The organism is Neorhizobium sp. SHOUNA12A (assembly GCF_023006505.1).
In the GTDB taxonomy this organism is placed as follows: domain Bacteria; phylum Pseudomonadota; class Alphaproteobacteria; order Rhizobiales; family Rhizobiaceae; genus Neorhizobium.
On record NZ_JALBGV010000109.1, the window covers coordinates 1 to 15,933 of the forward strand.

The window sequence follows — 15,933 nt, forward strand, 5'->3', positions numbered from 1 at the left end:
GCAGCGTCTGGCCGAGCGGGTGGGTATGCCAGTCGGTGCGGGCACCCGGTTCGAAGGTGACCGAAAGGGCGCGGACCCGGGCCGGCTCCGGCGCCTCGACGATCGGATCGAGCCTGACGGTGCCGGTGAAATATTGGGGCGGCGCCTTCGAAGGCTGCGATCCGCTGCGCTTGATGTCCATGGTTCGATCCTCGCTGAACGACTGGTTTCGCTTCATATAGGTCAGAACAGGCGCGGCGCGACCTCCAAAAATTCTTGACTTCGGTTTTTGCACGGTTATGCCTTTCGGTCGAAGAGCGTCGGCCTTTGAGGTTCAGTTTGCCTAAGTAATCCCCGGTCTCGACAGGTTCACCCTCCCATGCGTGGAAGAGCGATGACGCTTGCTCGCGTGGGAACACTGTTCATCGGGGTGGCGGCTTGAGACCGGTTTGGCATTGATCGTGCCAGTGCGGCCTGAAGCTGCCCTGAACCGTCCGACTAAGACCTCCGACGCTTGCTCCCCACAGTCCGGACCTTCGCCACACCGTGCGCGCCCGAAAAGGGCTTCTTGAGTGCCGTTTCCCGCATGAACTTCCAGACCGGAAGATCAAAACGGCATGTGCGACATCCTCCATCTCGAATGGACTGCAACCCCTAAAACTCCACCCCGGCCGATCCTTGCCTGCAGCGGCTGCGGGCTATCGAGACCGTTCCGCTCCAGCGGCCGCATCCGCCTCAACGCCAACGGCAAGCGGCTCGATGCCTGGCTCATCTACCGATGCATCACCTGCGACGGCACCTGGAACCGGCCGATCTTCGAGCGGCAGTCCATCCGGGCGATCGATCCTGCCATGCTCGACGCGATGCAGGCGAGTACGCCGGACTTCGTGGCCCGCATCGAATTCGACGCGCAGGCGCTGAAGGCCAGGGCCGGGCGCATCGAGGAAAGCGACGACATCGAGACACACAAGGCGGTGCTGCGCCACGATGCGGATTGGCGGCGGATCGCAATCACGCTCTCCCTGCCCTATCCGACCGGCCTGCGGCTCGACCGGCTGCTGGCGGCGGAACTTCAGCTGTCGCGCAGCCGGCTGCAGGCGCTTTTCGACAGGCAAGAGATCCGGATCGGGCCGGAGCGGAAAGACGCGCTGAAACGCGGTATCCGCGACGGCACCCTGATCACGCTCGACCTGCGCGACGAGGCCGAGCGGCTGGTGGTCGGAAAGGCGGCGATCGGGAGGGCGGCGATGGGCGGCTGATCAGCGATAGCCGGTGGCGTCGGCCGGCTTGCCGGGCTCCTGCACCTCTTTCATGTAGCGCCAGCAATCCGGCCGCGAGCCGTCGACATCGTTGAACTCATAGACCTTGGCCAGGCCGCCGCTCGACAGCGACTGGCCGTTCCAGCGTGCCCGGTCCGGATCGGCGGCAAGCGCTGCCACCGCCCGGCCGATGAAGCGCGGCGTTTCGGAAATGCAGAAATGCGGCTGGGTGACGAGGGCGTCGCGCCAGTTCTCCTCGGTCACCCGATAGATATCCAGCATCATCTCGGAGCGCAGCCAGCCCGGCGTGATCGACACGGAGGTGCTGCCCACCTTTTCCAGATCCTTGCCGTGCGCCCAGGCCATGCGCGTCACCGCGGTCTTGGCGAGGTCGTAGAAGGGCGAGAGCCGATAGTGTTCGGCATTGTATTCCGCCGTGCCGTCGGTGACCTCGACCAGCAGGCCGCCCGGCTTTTCGATCATCAGCTTCAGTGCATGATGGGCGGTGATCAGGTGGGTGTCGATCGCCAGCCGCAGCATGCGCAGGCCCTTTTCGAGGTCGTGCTCCCAGACCGGCTTGTCCCATTCGAACAGATGTTCACCGCCCCAGATGTCGTTGACGAGGATATCCAGCCGGCCCTGCTCCCGGCGGATGCGCTCGACGAGCGCTGCGACGTCCTCAGGGACGAGGTGATCGAGCGGCACAGCAATCCCCGTGCCGCCGGCTTGCGTCACCAGTTCGGCGGTATCCTCGATCGTCTCCGGCCGCCGGTATTCCGACTGCTTCTGCCGCGTCGTTCGTCCGGTGACATAAACGGTGGCGCCGGCCGCCCCGAGCTCGACCGCAATGCCCCGCCCGGCACCCCGCGTGGCGCCTGCCACCAGCGCGATTTTTCCCTCGATCGGCTTTTTGTACACGTGCGACATGACTGCTCCTTCCCTTCCGGTTCCCTATGGTTAGAACTGGCGCTTCATATAAAGGCAATATATAAACGTTTATTCGTTTATAATTCGAGAGGCAGGATGGCGCGACCGAAAACCATGCCGGACAGGGACGTACTGGCGGCGGCACTGAAGGTGATGCACGAAAAAGGCCCGGAGGCACTGACCTTCGCCTCGCTCGCCACCGCCTGCGGCCTTTCCGGCTCGACGCTGGTGCAGCGCTTCAAGAACAAGGAAGAACTTGCCCGCGCCGCGCTGCTGTTTGCCTGGGACGACCTCGACGCCAAGACGGAAGCGGCGATCACCACCGCGCCGAAGACGCCTCAAGGTGCCGTGGACATTCTCGTTACGCTTTCCGGAGACTATGGTGGCATCGAGGCTTACGCCGAGGGCCTGCTGATGCTGCGCGAGGATTTTCGCGATCCGCGCCTGCGTGCCCGGGGCTTTGCCTGGGGCGAGGTTATCTCCACCGCGATCACCGCCTGTTTTGCATCGACACCCGGTAGGCCGGACAATATCGGCATGCTGATGGCCTCGCAGTGGCAGGGTTGTCTTCTCTGGTGGGGGTTCAATCCCGCGGGGCCGATCGACGCGCATGTGCGCCGGAGCCTGGAAGCGTTTGTCGCAGCGGTGCTGCCCGGACAATAGGAAAGGCCCGGGATCCCTCCAGCCCCTGACCGTGACAAGCGCCAGTTGACAATTTTCGAAAATTTGCCCTCCTTGTCGTGTCTCAATCTCAACAGGAAAGAGACAGCAATGCGCAAATCCTTCTACGTCACCCAAAGCATCTACTCGGAACCTGGGCCGCATCGCGAAACATTGATGCGCGGCGGCGTCGAGCCAAACTCAATTGCCCGGTGGATTAGCTCATTCATGCAACATCCTCGCGGGGCCGAATCCGAAGAACGAGGTTTCACACCCGAACAGGCCGCCGATCTTGAGCTTCGTTCCGTGGCCGAGATTCTGTCAATCGTTGTAGAGCGCAATTTGCTCGAAGGCGGCGCCGCACAGCCTAAGGTTGGCGGCGTATGCCGGGATTTCGCTATACTGGCGGTTAGTAGATTTCGCGAACTCGGCACCCCGGCTCGCCTCCGTGTCGGGTTTTCCGACTATCTGGTGCCTGGCCATTGGGAAGATCATTGGCTTTGCGAATGGCATGACGGCGGGCGCTGGAAGCGGCTCGATTTGGAGTTTGCAGCTATCGGGGGAGTTTCCTTCGACACCTTAGACGTGCCGCCCGCCCGCTTTCTAACAGCGGGCGAGGCATGGTTTCGGATCAAAGACGAACCGGAGATTGCCTCCCGTTTTGGCGTGTCGAGCCTCGGCCTTGGCGGGGAATGGTTTGTCGCGGGAAGCCTGCTTCGGGAAGTCGCAGCCCTGCGTAAACTGGAACTGAAACCGTGGGATTACTGGGGTCTATCAAAGGACCTCTCCCCCGTTTCAACCGAGTTGTCGTACCAGGCGAGGACGACGCTGGACAAACTCGCTTCACGGCTCAGGACCGTCGCTATCGATGGGGAGGACGAGCCGGAAGCTTTAGCGGACTGGCCTTTACCAGAGGAGGTTATCAGCTTCCCGCAAGGTGAGGCTGTAGCTGTCGTGCTGCGTAATTCCTGACTTCTGCGGCAAAAACGAGCCGCTGATTTTCAGGAAATTCCTGTCGCGAAAGTCAGAGTTTCGCGACAGGACATATTCCACATTTAAGTCAGGGGCTGGCGGGACCCCGGGCCTTTCGTTTACCTTCCAGCTCAGGCGATCTTGCCGCTGCGCCGCGGGTGAAGAATGGCAGCCAGCCGGCGGTAGGCGATCGACAGAATTTCCGTCTTCAGCGACACGATCGCGACACCGGCAAGCACGATAGCCGTGGCGATGATCTCTCTCAAGCTGACGGGTTCGCCCAGCAGGACAAAACCGAGGATAATCGTCCAGGGCGGCAGGAAATAACCGTTCATCGAACCGATGGTCGGACCTGCCTTCTTGAGGATGTTCATGTAGAGAACGATCGGCAGGGCCGTTCCGAACACGCCGAGGACGAGAAGCAGCGGCAGGTTGTCGAGTGCCGGAGAGAAGGCCGACAGGCCGCCGAGATAGATCATCACCGCGAAGGTCGGCAGGCCGGAGAACAGCTGCTGTCCCAGCGCCAGCCGGACCGGCTGAGCATTTGGAATGCCGCGCACATAAAGATTGCCGAGCGCATAGCTGACCGCGACGATCGCCACGGCGCCGACGCCGCGAAGGCTGACGCTGTCGGCACCGAGCGCTGCCGGGCCGATCAGCAGGACCATGCCGCCGAAGCCGGTTGCCAGGCCGAGCGCCACTTTCGGCGTCAGCCGCTCGCTCGCAAACAACGCCTGCGCCAGAACCGCGACGACGAGCGGCGTGGAGGCCTGGATCATCGATGTCAGGCCCGCCGAAATTTCCGTCAGCGCATAGGCCGTCAGGCTGTTCGGGACGACGCCCTGCAGGAAACCGAGAACGACCCAGTCGCGCATCTCCCGGCCGCGCGGGAGAATGTTGTGGCCGGAGACGACCATCCAGATGGCGATCAGGCTGCCGCCCATCAGCCCTCTCACTGCCGTCAGGGCCAGCGGAGAGAGCGCGGTGCCCGCCAGCTTCAGGAGAATGAAGGCGCCTCCCCACAGGAAGGAACAGGCAAGCATCTGCACGATCAGCGGAATTTCAAAGGGCTTTCTTGCGGCGATCGAAGGCATGTCGGCTTCTCACTATTTATCTTCATGTGAAGATATTTGCTCCCGATTTATCTTCATGTCAAGATAGTTTGTCGAGACGGAGAATCGGAATGGCGCAAGAGCAAAAAACGCAGGATCACATCGACCGGGCGCGGGCCCAGTGGGCCAAACAATTGCCTGATCTCGACACGGGGCCGATGGAGATTCTCGGCCGCGTCTACCGCCTGTCGCGGCTGGTCACGCCGTCGATCGAGGCGACATTCGCGTCGTTCCAGCTGGACCGCGGGGAATTCGATGTCGTGGGCACGCTGCTGCGCTCCGGGCCGCCCCATCGGCTGACGCCGACGGAACTCTACCGGTCGCTGATGATCGCCTCCGGCAGCCTCACCCACCGTCTGGGCCGGCTGGAAAAGGCCGGCCTGATCAAGCGCGTCCCGTCCGACAGAGACGGTCGAAGCCTTTCCGTGCAGTTGACTGACGAGGGCATCGGCCGAGCGGAGGCCGCGTTCCGGCAGGACATGGCGAGCGAGGCGAAAGCGATCGCGGGCTTCGATCCGGAAAAGAAGGCGCAGCTTGCAGACCTGCTGCGGGAACTGAACCTCGCCGTCGAGGCTCATCTTTCACGACAGGGATCGTCGGAGCCGACGGAGGATTGACCGTCAGCGAAGATCACACGGAGACAAGCTTCCTCCGCGTCGGCAAGGTCATGGCGGCAACGCCTGCGACGACGCAGACGAGGCCGGCCCATGCGCCCGGATGCAGGCTTTCGCCGAGGAAAACGACGCCGATCGCCACCCCGACGGGCACCCGCAGATAGGCCTGAGACGTCGCGCCGACCGAGCCGAGCGTCTGCATCAGCCGGAAATAGATGACGAAGGCGAGCGCCGTGGAAAAGACCGAGAGGGCGACCAGCGCGAGGATCGATTCCAGGGAGGGCGCAAGCGTCCAGGGCTTGTCGAGGATCAGGCTTGCCGGGACCAGCAGCGCGGCGCCGCAGACGAGCGAGCCCGCCGCCGGCATGATCGGGTCGAGACCCTTGAAGTTCTTGCCGAAGATCACCGCGCCGGCATAACACACCGTCGCCAGCACGATCGCCAGCTGCGGCACCAGTCTCTCGCCGAGCCCCGACAGCGCTTCGACGCCGATCACCATGCAGATGCCGGCAAGCCCCGCGCCGACGCCGAACAGTTTTCGACCCGTCACCGGCTCATGGCGGGTGACCAGCGCCGTGATCAGGAAAGCGAAGATCGGCGTGGTGGAATTGAGGATGGCGGCGAGCCCGGCATCGGTCGATTGTTCCGCCCAGGCGATGAGCGTGAAGGGAATGGCGCTGTTCAGGCAGGCCTGGAACAGGAAGCGCGCCCAGATGCCCCCGCCGCGTGGCAGCTTCAGGCCACGCCAGCGGATGACGGCAAGCAACACCGCTCCGGCGATCAGGGTCCGCAGCGCGATCAGCGTTACCGGCGGGATGGTCCCGACGCCGATCTTGATGAACGTATAGGAGGCGCCCCAGAGCGTGGAGAGCGCCAGAAGCAGCGCCAGTTCCCTGGTCATATTCGGTGTGTCCGGCACGATCTCGCCTGGCCTGTTCGCATTTTCGATGCGGGTGTTCTAGGTCAAGACGGCGAGTGGATGCTTCGGTGCCGATCGAACTGTTTCGACGCTGCGCTGCCCGGTCGGCTGCACTTGCGGGCGGGCACCGCCTGTTGCAATGATGCGGGTTCATTCAAGGAACAAGACATGCCCTCGATCGAGCTGTTTCTCGCCTTCCTCGCCACCACGGCGGTGTTCGCTTATATTCCCGGGCCGGCCATGCTTTATGCCGCGGCCCAGACGCTGGCGCGCGGGCGGTGGTCGGGCCTGATGGCCTCGCTCGGCATCCATATCGGCGGTTACGCGCATGTGTTCACCGCCGCCGCGGGGCTTTCGGTGCTCTTTCATGCCGTTCCGATCCTGTACATGGCGGTGAAGCTCGGCGGAGCGGCCTATCTCGTCTGGCTCGGCATCTCGCTGTTCCGCGCCAAGGCGGCGGGCGATGCCGAACTTCCGGAGATCGCGGAGAAATCCGGCCGGCGGGCGTTTTTCGAAAGCATTACGGTGGAGGTGCTGAACCCGAAGACGGCGATCTTCTTCCTCGCCTTCCTGCCGCAGTTCATCGACGCTTCGGCCGCCTTCCCCATCTGGCTGCAGTTCGCGATCCTCGGCACGATCGTCAACCTGATGTTCTCGTCCGCCGATATCGTCTGCGTCTTCCTCGCCGGCGCTGTCATCACCCGGCTGAAACGATCGAGCGGGGCACAACGGCTGATGCAGCGGGCCGGAGGAGCGCTGCTTGTCGGGCTCGGCGCACATCTGGCGCTGCAGCGGAGCTGAATGGTCAGTCGTCCGGGAAGAGGATGGCTTCGTAATCCTGGGCACCGTTCAGCACATGCAGCATTTCAATCCGCCTGTCGCCGACCCGGTAGAAGATGAGATAATTTTTATAGGGCATGCGCCGGATACCGGTGCTCTCGTAGCGAGCAATCAACGGAAACCTCAAAGGCATTTCGGAGAGCTTATTGCTGCGTTCGACAATTTCGCGAACAAAGCTGACGGCGCGTCGAGGATTATCCTCCGCGACATAAGCCCAGATACGGTCAAGATCCGCGCGAAACCTCGCCGAAAAAACGACGATCACGCGCCCGTGTCTTCCGTCATTTTTGTATACTTGGCCTCGAAGTAAGCGAGCATTTCGTCACCGGACATCACTCGACCGGCATCCGCATCGGCAATGCCTTCCGCCAACGCTGCATCCAGTGCCGCAAGTCGCTTCTCGCGCTCTTCGACCAGTCGCACGCCTTCCCGAAGGACTTCGCTACGGGAATTGTAGCGGCCGGACTTCACCAGTTCGTCGACGTAGCTTTCGAGATGCTGTCCAAGATTTGCGCTGCTTGCCATGGTCTTCTCCGTTCATCGGAGAATACCAAAACCAATAACTATTATCAACGTCACCCCGTGACCTTCAGCTCCATGCAGGTCAGATCCAGCCAGCGGCCGAATTTGATGCCGACTTCGGAGAACGTGCCGGCGGTGCGGAAGCCCAGTTTCTCGTGAAGGCCGATAGAGGCGGTGTTTCCAGCCTCGATACAGGCGACCATGACGTGGATGCCGTTCTCGGCGGCGCGGGCGATCAGCTCCTGCATCAGCAGCCGGCCGATGCCGGCGCCGCGGAAATCGCGGTGGACGTAGACGGAATGCTCGACCGTGTGGCGGAACCCGTCGAAAGCGCGCCAGTCGCCGTAAGAAGCGTAACCGGCGATCTTGCCGCCGACATTCGCGACCAGAACCGGGAAACCGCGCGCCTTGCGGGCGGAGAACCATTCCTTGCGGTTCTGGAGGTCGACGAGGACCTCGTTCCAGATCGCCGTCGTGTTGGCGACCGCGTCGTTGTAGATCTCCATGATCACAGGGAGATCGGCTTCGGTGGCGTCGCGGACAAGGGGTTCGGTCATTAGATTTCGTCCATCATGATACTCGTTTGTCCATCATATCAGACGATGAAACGGCGAGTCCAGATTGGCTGGCCTACTCCTTTGATAACTTCATTGGAATTAATGAGGGAGGGGCGAGCCTGAAGCTAATCGGTTGCCCGCAACAAACCGAATCTCGGATCAAAAACCGCCGGAGAGGCTGAAGCAGGTCATGACCGCGCCGTAGTGGACGGCGGCGGCGGCGACGACGAAACCGTGCCAGATGGCATTCTGGAAACGCAGCCGTTCCCATACGTGGAAGATGACGCCGAGCGAATAAATGAAGCCGCCGATGACGATCAGCCAGACGGTAACGGCCGGCAGATATTGCGAGATCGGCCCCGCCACCATCACGCCGCTCCAGCCCATGGCGAGATAGAGCAGGATCGTCAGCTTGTCGAAACGGCCGGGAAACAGGCATTTCAGCGTGATACCGAAGATCGCGGTCGCCCAGATCGCCAGAAGCATGGCGAATATCCAGGGGTCGTGCGCGCCGCGTTGCAGGAAAGGCGTATAGGTCGCCGCGATCAGGATGAAGATCGCCGAATGGTCGAGCCGCCGCAGCACCCATTTGGTGCGCGAGTGAGGCCAGATATTGTAGGTGAAAGAGATCGACAGGCAGATGATCAGTCCGAGGCCATAGATCCAGGCGGCGGCGATTTCGCCATGGCTCGACCAGACGGTCGCATAGAAGATCAGCGCGGTGGCGCCGACCAGCGCAAACACGATGCCGACGCCGTGGATGATGCCATCCGCGACGATCTCGTGGAAATCGTATTTCCGCCCGAAATTGAAAAACTCGTTCATCCGACCTTCCGCCTGCCTCGATCTTAAGAATGAGCATGACCGCGGCGGAAGGCAAGAGAGGGAGGATTCACATTCCGTTTCCCGCGTTAAACTTCCTCCGACACCTCGGCGGCGCAGGCCTGGCAAAGGGGCGTGTGCGACACGGCATCCAGTCGCTGCTCGGCGATCGGCTGGCCGCATCTGGCGCAGATGCCGAACGTGCCGGCGGCGATGCGGTGAAGTGCCGCATCGATTGCCGCAAGCTCCCGTTCGCCGGTTTCGCCGAGTTCTTCCAGCACCTCGTCATTGTTTCGTTCAACGGCGCGGTCGTCGTCATCAGGATTGCGGGGTGTGACGAAATCCTGTTCGATGCGGCTCAGGCGGCCTTCCAGCTCCGCCTTCCTCGCCCTTAGAACGCTGCCATATCTTGACGTATCCATGGATCCGTTCCTTCTCAGCGGTCGACGAGGACCGAGCATGTGGCGTGGCGCACGACGCGGTCGGCCGTGGCACCGATCAGGTAGTTCGACAGGTCGGGGATATGCGAGGCGACGATGATCAGGTCTGCGCCCTGCTCTTCCGAAGCGGCCAGGATTTCGCGCGCCGGCGCGCCCTGGCGGATTTCGATATCGGCCTCGATGCCGGCTTTTTCGCGAAGCTCGACGAGCAGCCGTTCGGCATCCTGACGGGCCGCAACTGTCAGATCGACGGTCAGCTCGGAGACAAGATAAGCGGGCATATCCTCAACCACGTTGACGATCAGGATCATGCCGCCCGTGTCGAGCAGGTTCGTTGCCGTGCGCAGAATGCGCTCGCCCTTTTCCAGAGCGGAAACATCCACCGCAACGACGATCTTCTTGTACATGCGATCTCCTTCATGTTTTTCGCCCATTGTAGCTTCATACGGTCCAAACCGCCTTGACCGAGGTCAAACCCGCCCATTGTCCATAATTTGGAGACGATCCATCGCCAGTTTGCGCTCTATCGTGAACGATGGACATGGGCCATATAGGTTGCAACGAGGCGTTCACCCGCCCGATGTCAGATGAGGATTTCGATATGTCCGATGTCACGCAGCCCTTTGCCCTGACCCGTCCCGCCCATGTCCGCGGCGCGCATCTGGTCGTCAGCGACCTGGCCCTGGTTTCCGGCTTCTACCAGAACATTATCGGCCTGAAGGTTATCGAAAAGAGCCCGAGCGGTGAAGTGCTGGGCGTCGGCGGCCAACCGCTCCTGACGCTTTCGACCGGCAAAAACGTCGCCCGTGCGCCGCGCAACGCCGCCGGCCTGTTCCACACCGCCTTCCTGGTGCCGAACCGGCAGGAGCTTGCCCACTGGCTGGCACATTCCGCCCATAACAATATCCGGCTGGAAGGCGCTTCCGACCACCTCGTCAGCGAGGCGATCTATCTGTCCGACCCCGAGGGCAACGGTATAGAGATCTACCGCGACCGAACCCCGCAGGAATGGACCTATCAGCCGGACGGTACGATCGCCATGGCGACCGAACGCCTGAACCTGCAGGAACTTTACAACAGCGCTCCGAAGCAGGCCTTCGACGGCATGGCCGATGGCACCGCCGTTGGTCACATCCATCTGCAGGTCGGCGATATTCCGCAGGCAGACGCCTTTTATCGCGACGTGCTGGGCCTGAAGGTGATGGCGCGGTATCCGGGCGCGAGCTTCTTTGCAACCGGCGACTACCACCACCATATCGCCGCCAATATCTGGAACAGCCGCGGCGCAAAGGCGCGCGAAAACAACATGACCGGGCTTTCGGACTACACGGTCCGGTTCAACGACAAGGCGGCGCTCGACAGGGCGCTTGCGGCGCTCGATGCCCAGGAGATCGCCACGACCAAGACCGCCGAAGGCTGGTCGCTGAAGGACCCGTGGGGCATCGGCCTGACGCTCGCCGCCTGAGTACCGTCACCCGTTTTGCCGACAAGCGGCGCTCCGGAACCGGAGCGCCGCTTTCGCGTTGAGAGCGATCACGGGGACCTCTGGACACGAAAAACATGAGTGCGCGCGGCAATGGCAAGCTGAAGAAACACCTGACGGAGATGCCGGCCCAGCGCAAGGAGGCGCTGCTGCACCCGGAAGAGATCGACGTGGTGGAGAACCTGCCGCTTGGGCGCGAGGCGCTCGACGTGGCGATGGCCTGGGCGGTGATCGGCATTTTCGCGATCGTGTTCTTCTCGCTCGTCCATTACATGTCGCTGATCCTGATCCCCGTCACGCTCGCTGTCGTCGTCGGCCTCATCCTGGGTCTTGTCGCGGATCGCCTCGGCAAGGCCGGCGTGCCCCGTTTCGGCATTGCCTTCATCCTCTCGACGCTGGTCTTCGCGGCCCTGTTCCTGATCATCAATTCGCTTGCTGAACCGGTCGCAAAGCTGATCCAGGAAGGTCCGAATTTCATCGAGCGGACCATCAACCGCATCAAACCGTTCCTCGAAAGCCAGCATTGGATCAACGTCTCGCCCGCGACATTCGAGACCGGGCCGATGTCGATGCAGTCGCTGATCGAGAATTCCGGCAATATCCTTGGCATCGTCACCGCCAACCTGACCCCTGCGATCGTCCAGGGAATGATCTTCTTTGCGGCCCTGCTGCTCTTCCTCTATGGCAGGGTGCGGTTGCGGCGCACGATCATTCTCGCCTTCCCCACACGCCGGCAGCGGCTGATGGCGATCCGGGTGCTCAATTCGATCGACGAGGTGCTCGGTTATTATTTTGCGACGGCCAGCCTGCTCTATCTGGGGCTCGGGGTGGTGATGGCGCTGATCGCCTATTTCGGCGGGCTTTCGATGCCGGTGCTATGGGGCCTGTTCGCTTTCGTCTCAAGCTTCATCCCGTTCGTCGGCATCACGCTGATGACGGTTTCGGTGGCGATCGCCGGCATTCTCACCCATGACGCTTTTTTCCTCGGCCTGATCCCGGCGGCAATCTTCTTCACCGTCCACCTGGCGATGGAGAACCTGCTCTTCCCGGCGATCATGGGCCGGCAGTGGGAAATCAACCCTTTCATCGTCTTCATCGCCATCCTGTTCTGGACCTGGATGTGGGGTGCGGTCGGGGCGATGCTCGCCCTGCCGCTTTCCCTCATCATGATGACGGTGCTGAACGAGCTTTTCCCCGACCGGAAGACGGTGCCGCACCTGCCGGGATGATGTCACTCGTAGAGGTAATACTTTTCCCACTCTTCGCGCGGGACTTTCGAACCGATCTTGTAGTCGAAGGACATCACTTCCAGACCCTTGTCGCCGGTCTCGCACTTGTATTTGAGCCGATACCAGTCGCCGGCACTGCGGAAGACAGCACCCGGCGCCCGGATGGCGTTGCCATCTTCGACCGGCTGGGAAAAGGTATAGGCGATCACCTTATCCGGTTTGAACTCGCCCTTGTTGTCCTTTTTGATGCGATCCATCGCCTCGATATCGCAGCGCTGTTCGCGCCGTTCATCCGGGGCGAGCGCATCGAGCTGCCGGACGATATGGGCATCGAGAGCATGCGCCGGCAGGGCGGAAAGAAGAGCCAATGCTGCGACTGACCAGGTTTTTATCATGTCATTTCCTATCCAATATGACTCGGACGGCCGGAAACTATGAGACGGTCACGCAATTGACCACCTACCAGAACGGGAAATAGGATGATGTGATCAAGGGGGTGAACAATGACCAAACTGCGCTACCCGGTTCTCGTCTCGCCGCTCCTTCCAGAAGATGGCGGCGGTTTTCTGGCGACCGCACCTGATCTTCCCGGCTGCATGAGCGATGGCGAGACTCCGCAGGAAGCGCTTTCCAACGTGCAGGACGCGATCGCAAGCTGGATCGAAACTGCGCAAGACATGGGCCGCGACGTTCGACGGCTCTCGACACTGACAACACTCGGTCAAACCTCATCATGAGCGAAGAAATTCGGCTGTCTTCTGATGCGCGGAAGGAACAGATTAAATTGCGCGCGACATTCCTGAACAATATTGGAATCGGCATCATCCTTGTCGGCGTATTCACGCCGGTTACACGTGTTACTCTCGAACGACCCGCCGCAAACCTCGACATTCCTTGGATTGCTGTCTGGATGGTCATTTGCTTTGCGATCGGGCTCACCTTACATTTGCTCGCAGCACAATTGCTAAAAGGACTGGATAGATGAGCGTGGGTGATTTCTTCCTTCTTTTTTCTCCCCTCGCCGGCGTGCTGCTCATAGGGGCTTTCGTCTATTGGCAGAACGAGCGCGACGCTCCTCTGCATCGTAAGAAGAAGTAAGCACGCCACCCTTACCCGCTTGCCTCGCGCCCAAGCGCCCCCTATCTCTGGCACTCCTCGCATCACAACCGGAGTGCTTCCTTGGCCACCTCCCGCATATCGCCCTTCGCCGATCTTCCTGCCGCTCCCGTTGCGCCCAAGAAGCCGGTTTCCGATACCCGCCACGGCATTACCCGCACCGACGACTATGCCTGGTTCCGGGCCGACAACTGGCAGGCGATGTTCAAGGATCCGTCGCTCCTCGATCCGGAAATCCGCAAGCACCTGGAGGCCGAGAACGCCTATATGGAAGCGGCCATGGGCGACACGGCCGAGCTGCAGAAAAAGCTGTTTGCCGAGATGCGCGGCCGCATCAAGGAGGACGACAGTTCGGTCCCGATGAAGGACGGGCCGTTCGCCTACGGCACGCTGTTCGTCACCGGCGGCGAACAGCCGCGCTATTTCCGCACCCCGCGCGACGGTGGCGAAAAACACCTCCTGCTCGACGGCGACAAGGAAGCCGTGGGCAAGGATTATTTCCGGCTTTCCGGCATCGACCACACGAGCGACCATTCCCGCGGCATCTGGGGTTACGACGACAAGGGGTCGGAATATTTCACGCTGCGCATCCGCGATCTTGCGACCGGCGAGGATCTGGCCGACGTGGTCGAGAATACCGGCGGCGGCGGGGTCTGGGCGCCGGACGGCAAAAGCTTCTTCTATACGCTGCAGGACGAGAACCACCGGCCCTCGAAAGTCTTCCATCACATCGTCGGCCAGCCGCAATCGGAAGACAGACTGGTCTACGAGGAGGAGGATCCGGGCTTCTTCATGGGCGTCGGCGGATCGCTGCTCGACGACTTCATCTATATCGACATCCACGACCACGAGACATCGGAATACCGTCTGCTCTCGACCAAGGATCTGACGGCCGAACCGTCGCTGGTCGCAGAGCGCGAGGAAGGCATCGAATATTCGATGACCGAGGGCGGCGACGTCTTCTACATCCTCACTAATGACGGCGACGCCAAGGATTTCAAGATCTGCCAAACGCCGGTTACCGCGCCGGGCAAAGAGAACTGGACCGAGGTCGTGCCGCACGAGCCCGGCCGGCTGATCATCAGCCACATGGCGTTTGCCCGTTATCTTCTGTGGCTGCAGCGCAAGGACGGGCTGCCGCAGATCATCATCCGCGACCGGACGACCGGCGAGGAACATGCGATCGCCTTTGCGGAAGAGGCCTATTCGCTCGGCCTGCAGGGTGCCGCCGAATACGACAGCGACGTCATCCGCTTTTCCTATTCGTCGATGACGACGCCGAGCCAACTCTACGACTACGACATGACCACCCGCGAGCGGGTTCTCCTGAAGACCCAGGAAGTGCCGTCGGGCCACAATCCCGACGACTACGTCACCCGCCGGGTGATGGCGCCGGCGCATGACGGCGAACTGGTGCCGGTCTCGCTGCTCTACCGGAAAGATACGCCGCTCGACGGTTCGGCGCCCTGCCTGCTCTACGGCTACGGCGCCTATGGCATTACCATTCCGGCCGGCTTCTCGACCAACAACCTGTCGCTTGCCGACCGCGGCTTCGTTTATGCCATCGCCCATATTCGCGGCGGCAAGGACAAGGGGTTCGCCTGGTACGAGAACGGCAAGATGGAGCACAAGCAGAACACGTTCAAAGACTTCATCGCCGCTGCTGATTATCTGAATCAAGAGAAGTTCACGTCCTACGCGAACATCATTGCCGAAGGCGGATCGGCCGGCGGCATGCTGATGGGCGGCATCGCCAACATGGCGCCGGAAAAATTCGCCGGCATCATCGCCGCCGTGCCCTTCGTCGACGTGCTCAACACCATGCTCGACGACACGCTGCCGCTCACCCCGCCGGAATGGCCGGAATGGGGCAACCCGATCGACAGCCTCGAAGAATACCGGTGGATCGCCGCCTACTCCCCTTACGACAATGTCGAGGCGAAACCCTATCCGCCGATCCTCGTCATTTCCGGCCTGACCGACCCGCGCGTCACCTACTGGGAGCCGACCAAATGGGTCGCCAAGGTCCGCGAGTTCTCGACCGGAACCGCGCCGATCCTTTTGAAGACCAACATGGCGGCCGGCCATGGCGGCAAGTCGGGTCGCTTCCAGCGGCTGGAGGAGATAGCGTTCGAATATGCGTTTGCGATCAAGGTGGCGGGGAAGATGTAGAGGTCTGCCAGGGAGGGTGTGCCGTGTCCGCCCCCCTCTGGCCTGCCGGCCATCTCCCCCACAGGTGGGGAGATTGGCTGGGCGCTAGCTCACCGCTCTACACTCAGCGTCTCATCCTGCGCGCTGCACGACGCTTGTTTGGAAGCGATGGTCGCGCCGCTTGTGATCTCCCCACCTGTGGGGGAGATGGCCGGCAGGCCAGAGCGACTGTCTTGTGCGTCAAGCGCTTTGCCATGGTTTATTGTCCCGGATGATGGCGTTGAGGATTGTGAGGAGCTTTCGCATGGTGGCGACGATGGCGACGATCCTG

At 61.6% G+C, this 15,933-nt stretch carries 20 protein-coding genes and 1 pseudogene; 10 read left to right on the plus strand and 11 right to left on the minus strand.

Annotated features, from left to right (window positions below):
* Nucleotides 1–181: pseudogene (locus tag MOV63_RS28910) on the minus strand (cupin domain-containing protein); the annotation flags it as partial.
* 415 nt (nt 182–596) lie between these two features.
* Between MOV63_RS28910 and MOV63_RS28915 the strand changes: the two are divergent.
* A complete protein-coding gene (locus MOV63_RS28915; protein ID WP_247039067.1) occupies nt 597–1,238 on the plus strand; it encodes a DUF1062 domain-containing protein in 642 nt (213 codons plus the stop codon).
* Here MOV63_RS28915 and MOV63_RS28920 read toward each other — a convergent pair whose 3' ends face one another.
* On the minus strand, nt 1,239–2,165 hold the full coding sequence (locus MOV63_RS28920) for an SDR family oxidoreductase (protein WP_247039069.1): 927 nt from the start codon (nt 2,163–2,165) through the stop codon (nt 1,239–1,241).
* Between the two features lie 96 nt (nt 2,166–2,261).
* On the opposite strand from MOV63_RS28920, the gene MOV63_RS28925 reads away from it, so the two are divergent.
* On the plus strand, nt 2,262–2,828 hold the full coding sequence (locus MOV63_RS28925; protein ID WP_247039070.1) for a TetR/AcrR family transcriptional regulator: 567 nt from the start codon (nt 2,262–2,264) through the stop codon (nt 2,826–2,828).
* Between the two features lie 108 nt (nt 2,829–2,936).
* On the plus strand, nt 2,937–3,797 hold the full coding sequence (locus MOV63_RS28930; protein WP_247039072.1) for a transglutaminase-like domain-containing protein: 861 nt from the start codon (nt 2,937–2,939) through the stop codon (nt 3,795–3,797).
* Between the two features lie 131 nt (nt 3,798–3,928).
* Here MOV63_RS28930 and MOV63_RS28935 read toward each other — a convergent pair whose 3' ends face one another.
* Nucleotides 3,929–4,891, minus strand: a complete 963-nt coding sequence (locus MOV63_RS28935; protein WP_247039074.1) for a DMT family transporter — start codon at nt 4,889–4,891, stop codon at nt 3,929–3,931.
* Nucleotides 4,892–4,980: 89 nt separating this feature from the next.
* Here MOV63_RS28935 and MOV63_RS28940 point away from each other — a divergent pair, with 89 nt between their 5' ends.
* On the plus strand, nt 4,981–5,526 hold the full coding sequence (locus tag MOV63_RS28940; protein WP_247039075.1) for a MarR family winged helix-turn-helix transcriptional regulator: 546 nt from the start codon (nt 4,981–4,983) through the stop codon (nt 5,524–5,526).
* Nucleotides 5,527–5,539: 13 nt separating this feature from the next.
* Here the strand turns inward: MOV63_RS28940 and MOV63_RS28945 are convergent, their stop codons facing one another.
* On the minus strand, nt 5,540–6,424 hold the full coding sequence (locus tag MOV63_RS28945; RefSeq protein ID WP_247039076.1) for a DMT family transporter: 885 nt from the start codon (nt 6,422–6,424) through the stop codon (nt 5,540–5,542).
* Nucleotides 6,425–6,610: 186 nt separating this feature from the next.
* Between MOV63_RS28945 and MOV63_RS28950 the strand changes: the two genes are divergently transcribed.
* Nucleotides 6,611–7,243 carry a LysE family translocator gene (locus MOV63_RS28950; RefSeq protein ID WP_247039077.1) on the plus strand — a complete coding sequence of 211 codons (633 nt, stop codon included), beginning with the start codon at nt 6,611–6,613 and terminating at the stop codon, nt 7,241–7,243.
* Nucleotides 7,244–7,247: 4 nt separating this feature from the next.
* Here MOV63_RS28950 and MOV63_RS28955 read toward each other — a convergent pair whose 3' ends face one another.
* The 6 genes from MOV63_RS28955 to MOV63_RS28980 form a co-directional block, all read right to left on the minus strand.
* Nucleotides 7,248–7,547, minus strand: a complete 300-nt coding sequence (locus MOV63_RS28955) for a type II toxin-antitoxin system RelE/ParE family toxin (protein WP_247039078.1) — start codon at nt 7,545–7,547, stop codon at nt 7,248–7,250.
* Nucleotides 7,544–7,807, minus strand: coding sequence for a type II toxin-antitoxin system ParD family antitoxin (locus MOV63_RS28960; protein WP_247039079.1), 264 nt, complete (start codon nt 7,805–7,807; stop codon nt 7,544–7,546). Before MOV63_RS28960 ends, MOV63_RS28955 begins: the two co-directional genes overlap by 4 nt.
* A gap of 50 nt (nt 7,808–7,857) precedes the next feature.
* Nucleotides 7,858–8,361 carry a GNAT family N-acetyltransferase gene (locus MOV63_RS28965; protein WP_247039080.1) on the minus strand — a complete coding sequence of 168 codons (504 nt, stop codon included), beginning with the start codon at nt 8,359–8,361 and terminating at the stop codon, nt 7,858–7,860.
* 159 nt (nt 8,362–8,520) lie between these two features.
* Nucleotides 8,521–9,186, minus strand: a complete 666-nt coding sequence (locus MOV63_RS28970; RefSeq protein ID WP_038584820.1) for a hemolysin III family protein — start codon at nt 9,184–9,186, stop codon at nt 8,521–8,523.
* A gap of 86 nt (nt 9,187–9,272) precedes the next feature.
* Nucleotides 9,273–9,605 (minus strand): TraR/DksA family transcriptional regulator, encoded by a 333-nt coding sequence (locus MOV63_RS28975; protein WP_247039081.1) that lies wholly within the window; start codon nt 9,603–9,605, stop codon nt 9,273–9,275.
* Between the two features lie 14 nt (nt 9,606–9,619).
* Nucleotides 9,620–10,030: a universal stress protein gene (locus MOV63_RS28980; protein ID WP_038541064.1), complete on the minus strand. Its 411-nt coding sequence runs from the start codon at nt 10,028–10,030 to the stop codon at nt 9,620–9,622.
* A 194-nt stretch (nt 10,031–10,224) separates the two neighbouring features.
* On the opposite strand from MOV63_RS28980, the gene MOV63_RS28985 reads away from it, so the two are divergent.
* Together MOV63_RS28985 and MOV63_RS28990 are read left to right on the plus strand one after the other, a co-directional pair.
* Nucleotides 10,225–11,088 carry a VOC family protein gene (locus MOV63_RS28985; RefSeq protein ID WP_247039082.1) on the plus strand — a complete coding sequence of 288 codons (864 nt, stop codon included), beginning with the start codon at nt 10,225–10,227 and terminating at the stop codon, nt 11,086–11,088.
* A 140-nt stretch (nt 11,089–11,228) separates the two neighbouring features.
* Entirely contained in the window at nt 11,229–12,335 is a 1,107-nt protein-coding gene (locus MOV63_RS28990; RefSeq protein WP_405029396.1) for an AI-2E family transporter, read from the plus strand.
* Nucleotides 12,336–12,337: 2 nt separating this feature from the next.
* Here the strand turns inward: MOV63_RS28990 and MOV63_RS28995 are convergent, their stop codons facing one another.
* Nucleotides 12,338–12,730, minus strand: a complete 393-nt coding sequence (locus tag MOV63_RS28995) for a DUF930 domain-containing protein (RefSeq protein ID WP_038541055.1) — start codon at nt 12,728–12,730, stop codon at nt 12,338–12,340.
* Between the two features lie 108 nt (nt 12,731–12,838).
* Between MOV63_RS28995 and MOV63_RS29000 the strand changes: the two genes are divergently transcribed.
* The 3 genes from MOV63_RS29000 (at nt 12,839) to MOV63_RS29010 (ending at nt 15,623) form a co-directional block, all read left to right on the plus strand.
* Nucleotides 12,839–13,072: a type II toxin-antitoxin system HicB family antitoxin gene (locus MOV63_RS29000; protein ID WP_247039084.1), complete on the plus strand. Its 234-nt coding sequence runs from the start codon at nt 12,839–12,841 to the stop codon at nt 13,070–13,072.
* Complete coding sequence (locus tag MOV63_RS29005; protein ID WP_247039085.1) at nt 13,069–13,320, plus strand: hypothetical protein; 252 nt, start codon at nt 13,069–13,071, stop codon at nt 13,318–13,320. Before MOV63_RS29000 ends, MOV63_RS29005 begins: the two co-directional genes overlap by 4 nt.
* A 209-nt stretch (nt 13,321–13,529) precedes the next feature.
* Nucleotides 13,530–15,623 carry a S9 family peptidase gene (locus tag MOV63_RS29010; protein ID WP_247039086.1) on the plus strand — a complete coding sequence of 698 codons (2,094 nt, stop codon included), beginning with the start codon at nt 13,530–13,532 and terminating at the stop codon, nt 15,621–15,623.
* Nucleotides 15,624–15,933 lie beyond the last annotated feature (310 nt).

Bases quoted from the DNA above. Each gene is read 5' to 3' on its own strand.
- MOV63_RS28915 (WP_247039067.1), top strand. From the start codon at position 597: ATGTGCGACATCCTCCATCTCGAATGGACTGCAACCCCTAAAACTCCA.
- MOV63_RS28920 (WP_247039069.1), bottom strand. From the start codon at position 2,165: ATGTCGCACGTGTACAAAAAGCCGATCGAGGGAAAAATCGCGCTGGTG.
- MOV63_RS28925 (WP_247039070.1), top strand. From the start codon at position 2,262: ATGGCGCGACCGAAAACCATGCCGGACAGGGACGTACTGGCGGCGGCA.
- MOV63_RS28930 (WP_247039072.1), top strand. From the start codon at position 2,937: ATGCGCAAATCCTTCTACGTCACCCAAAGCATCTACTCGGAACCTGGG.
- MOV63_RS28935 (WP_247039074.1), bottom strand. From the start codon at position 4,891: ATGCCTTCGATCGCCGCAAGAAAGCCCTTTGAAATTCCGCTGATCGTG.
- MOV63_RS28940 (WP_247039075.1), top strand. From the start codon at position 4,981: ATGGCGCAAGAGCAAAAAACGCAGGATCACATCGACCGGGCGCGGGCC.
- MOV63_RS28945 (WP_247039076.1), bottom strand. From the start codon at position 6,424: ATGACCAGGGAACTGGCGCTGCTTCTGGCGCTCTCCACGCTCTGGGGC.
- MOV63_RS28950 (WP_247039077.1), top strand. From the start codon at position 6,611: ATGCCCTCGATCGAGCTGTTTCTCGCCTTCCTCGCCACCACGGCGGTG.
- MOV63_RS28960 (WP_247039079.1), bottom strand. From the start codon at position 7,807: ATGGCAAGCAGCGCAAATCTTGGACAGCATCTCGAAAGCTACGTCGAC.
- MOV63_RS28965 (WP_247039080.1), bottom strand. From the start codon at position 8,361: ATGACCGAACCCCTTGTCCGCGACGCCACCGAAGCCGATCTCCCTGTG.
- MOV63_RS28970 (WP_038584820.1), bottom strand. From the start codon at position 9,186: ATGAACGAGTTTTTCAATTTCGGGCGGAAATACGATTTCCACGAGATC.
- MOV63_RS28975 (WP_247039081.1), bottom strand. From the start codon at position 9,605: ATGGATACGTCAAGATATGGCAGCGTTCTAAGGGCGAGGAAGGCGGAG.
- MOV63_RS28980 (WP_038541064.1), bottom strand. From the start codon at position 10,030: ATGTACAAGAAGATCGTCGTTGCGGTGGATGTTTCCGCTCTGGAAAAG.
- MOV63_RS28985 (WP_247039082.1), top strand. From the start codon at position 10,225: ATGTCCGATGTCACGCAGCCCTTTGCCCTGACCCGTCCCGCCCATGTC.
- MOV63_RS28990 (WP_405029396.1), top strand. From the start codon at position 11,229: ATGCCGGCCCAGCGCAAGGAGGCGCTGCTGCACCCGGAAGAGATCGAC.
- MOV63_RS28995 (WP_038541055.1), bottom strand. From the start codon at position 12,730: ATGATAAAAACCTGGTCAGTCGCAGCATTGGCTCTTCTTTCCGCCCTG.
- MOV63_RS29000 (WP_247039084.1), top strand. From the start codon at position 12,839: ATGACCAAACTGCGCTACCCGGTTCTCGTCTCGCCGCTCCTTCCAGAA.
- MOV63_RS29005 (WP_247039085.1), top strand. From the start codon at position 13,069: ATGAGCGAAGAAATTCGGCTGTCTTCTGATGCGCGGAAGGAACAGATT.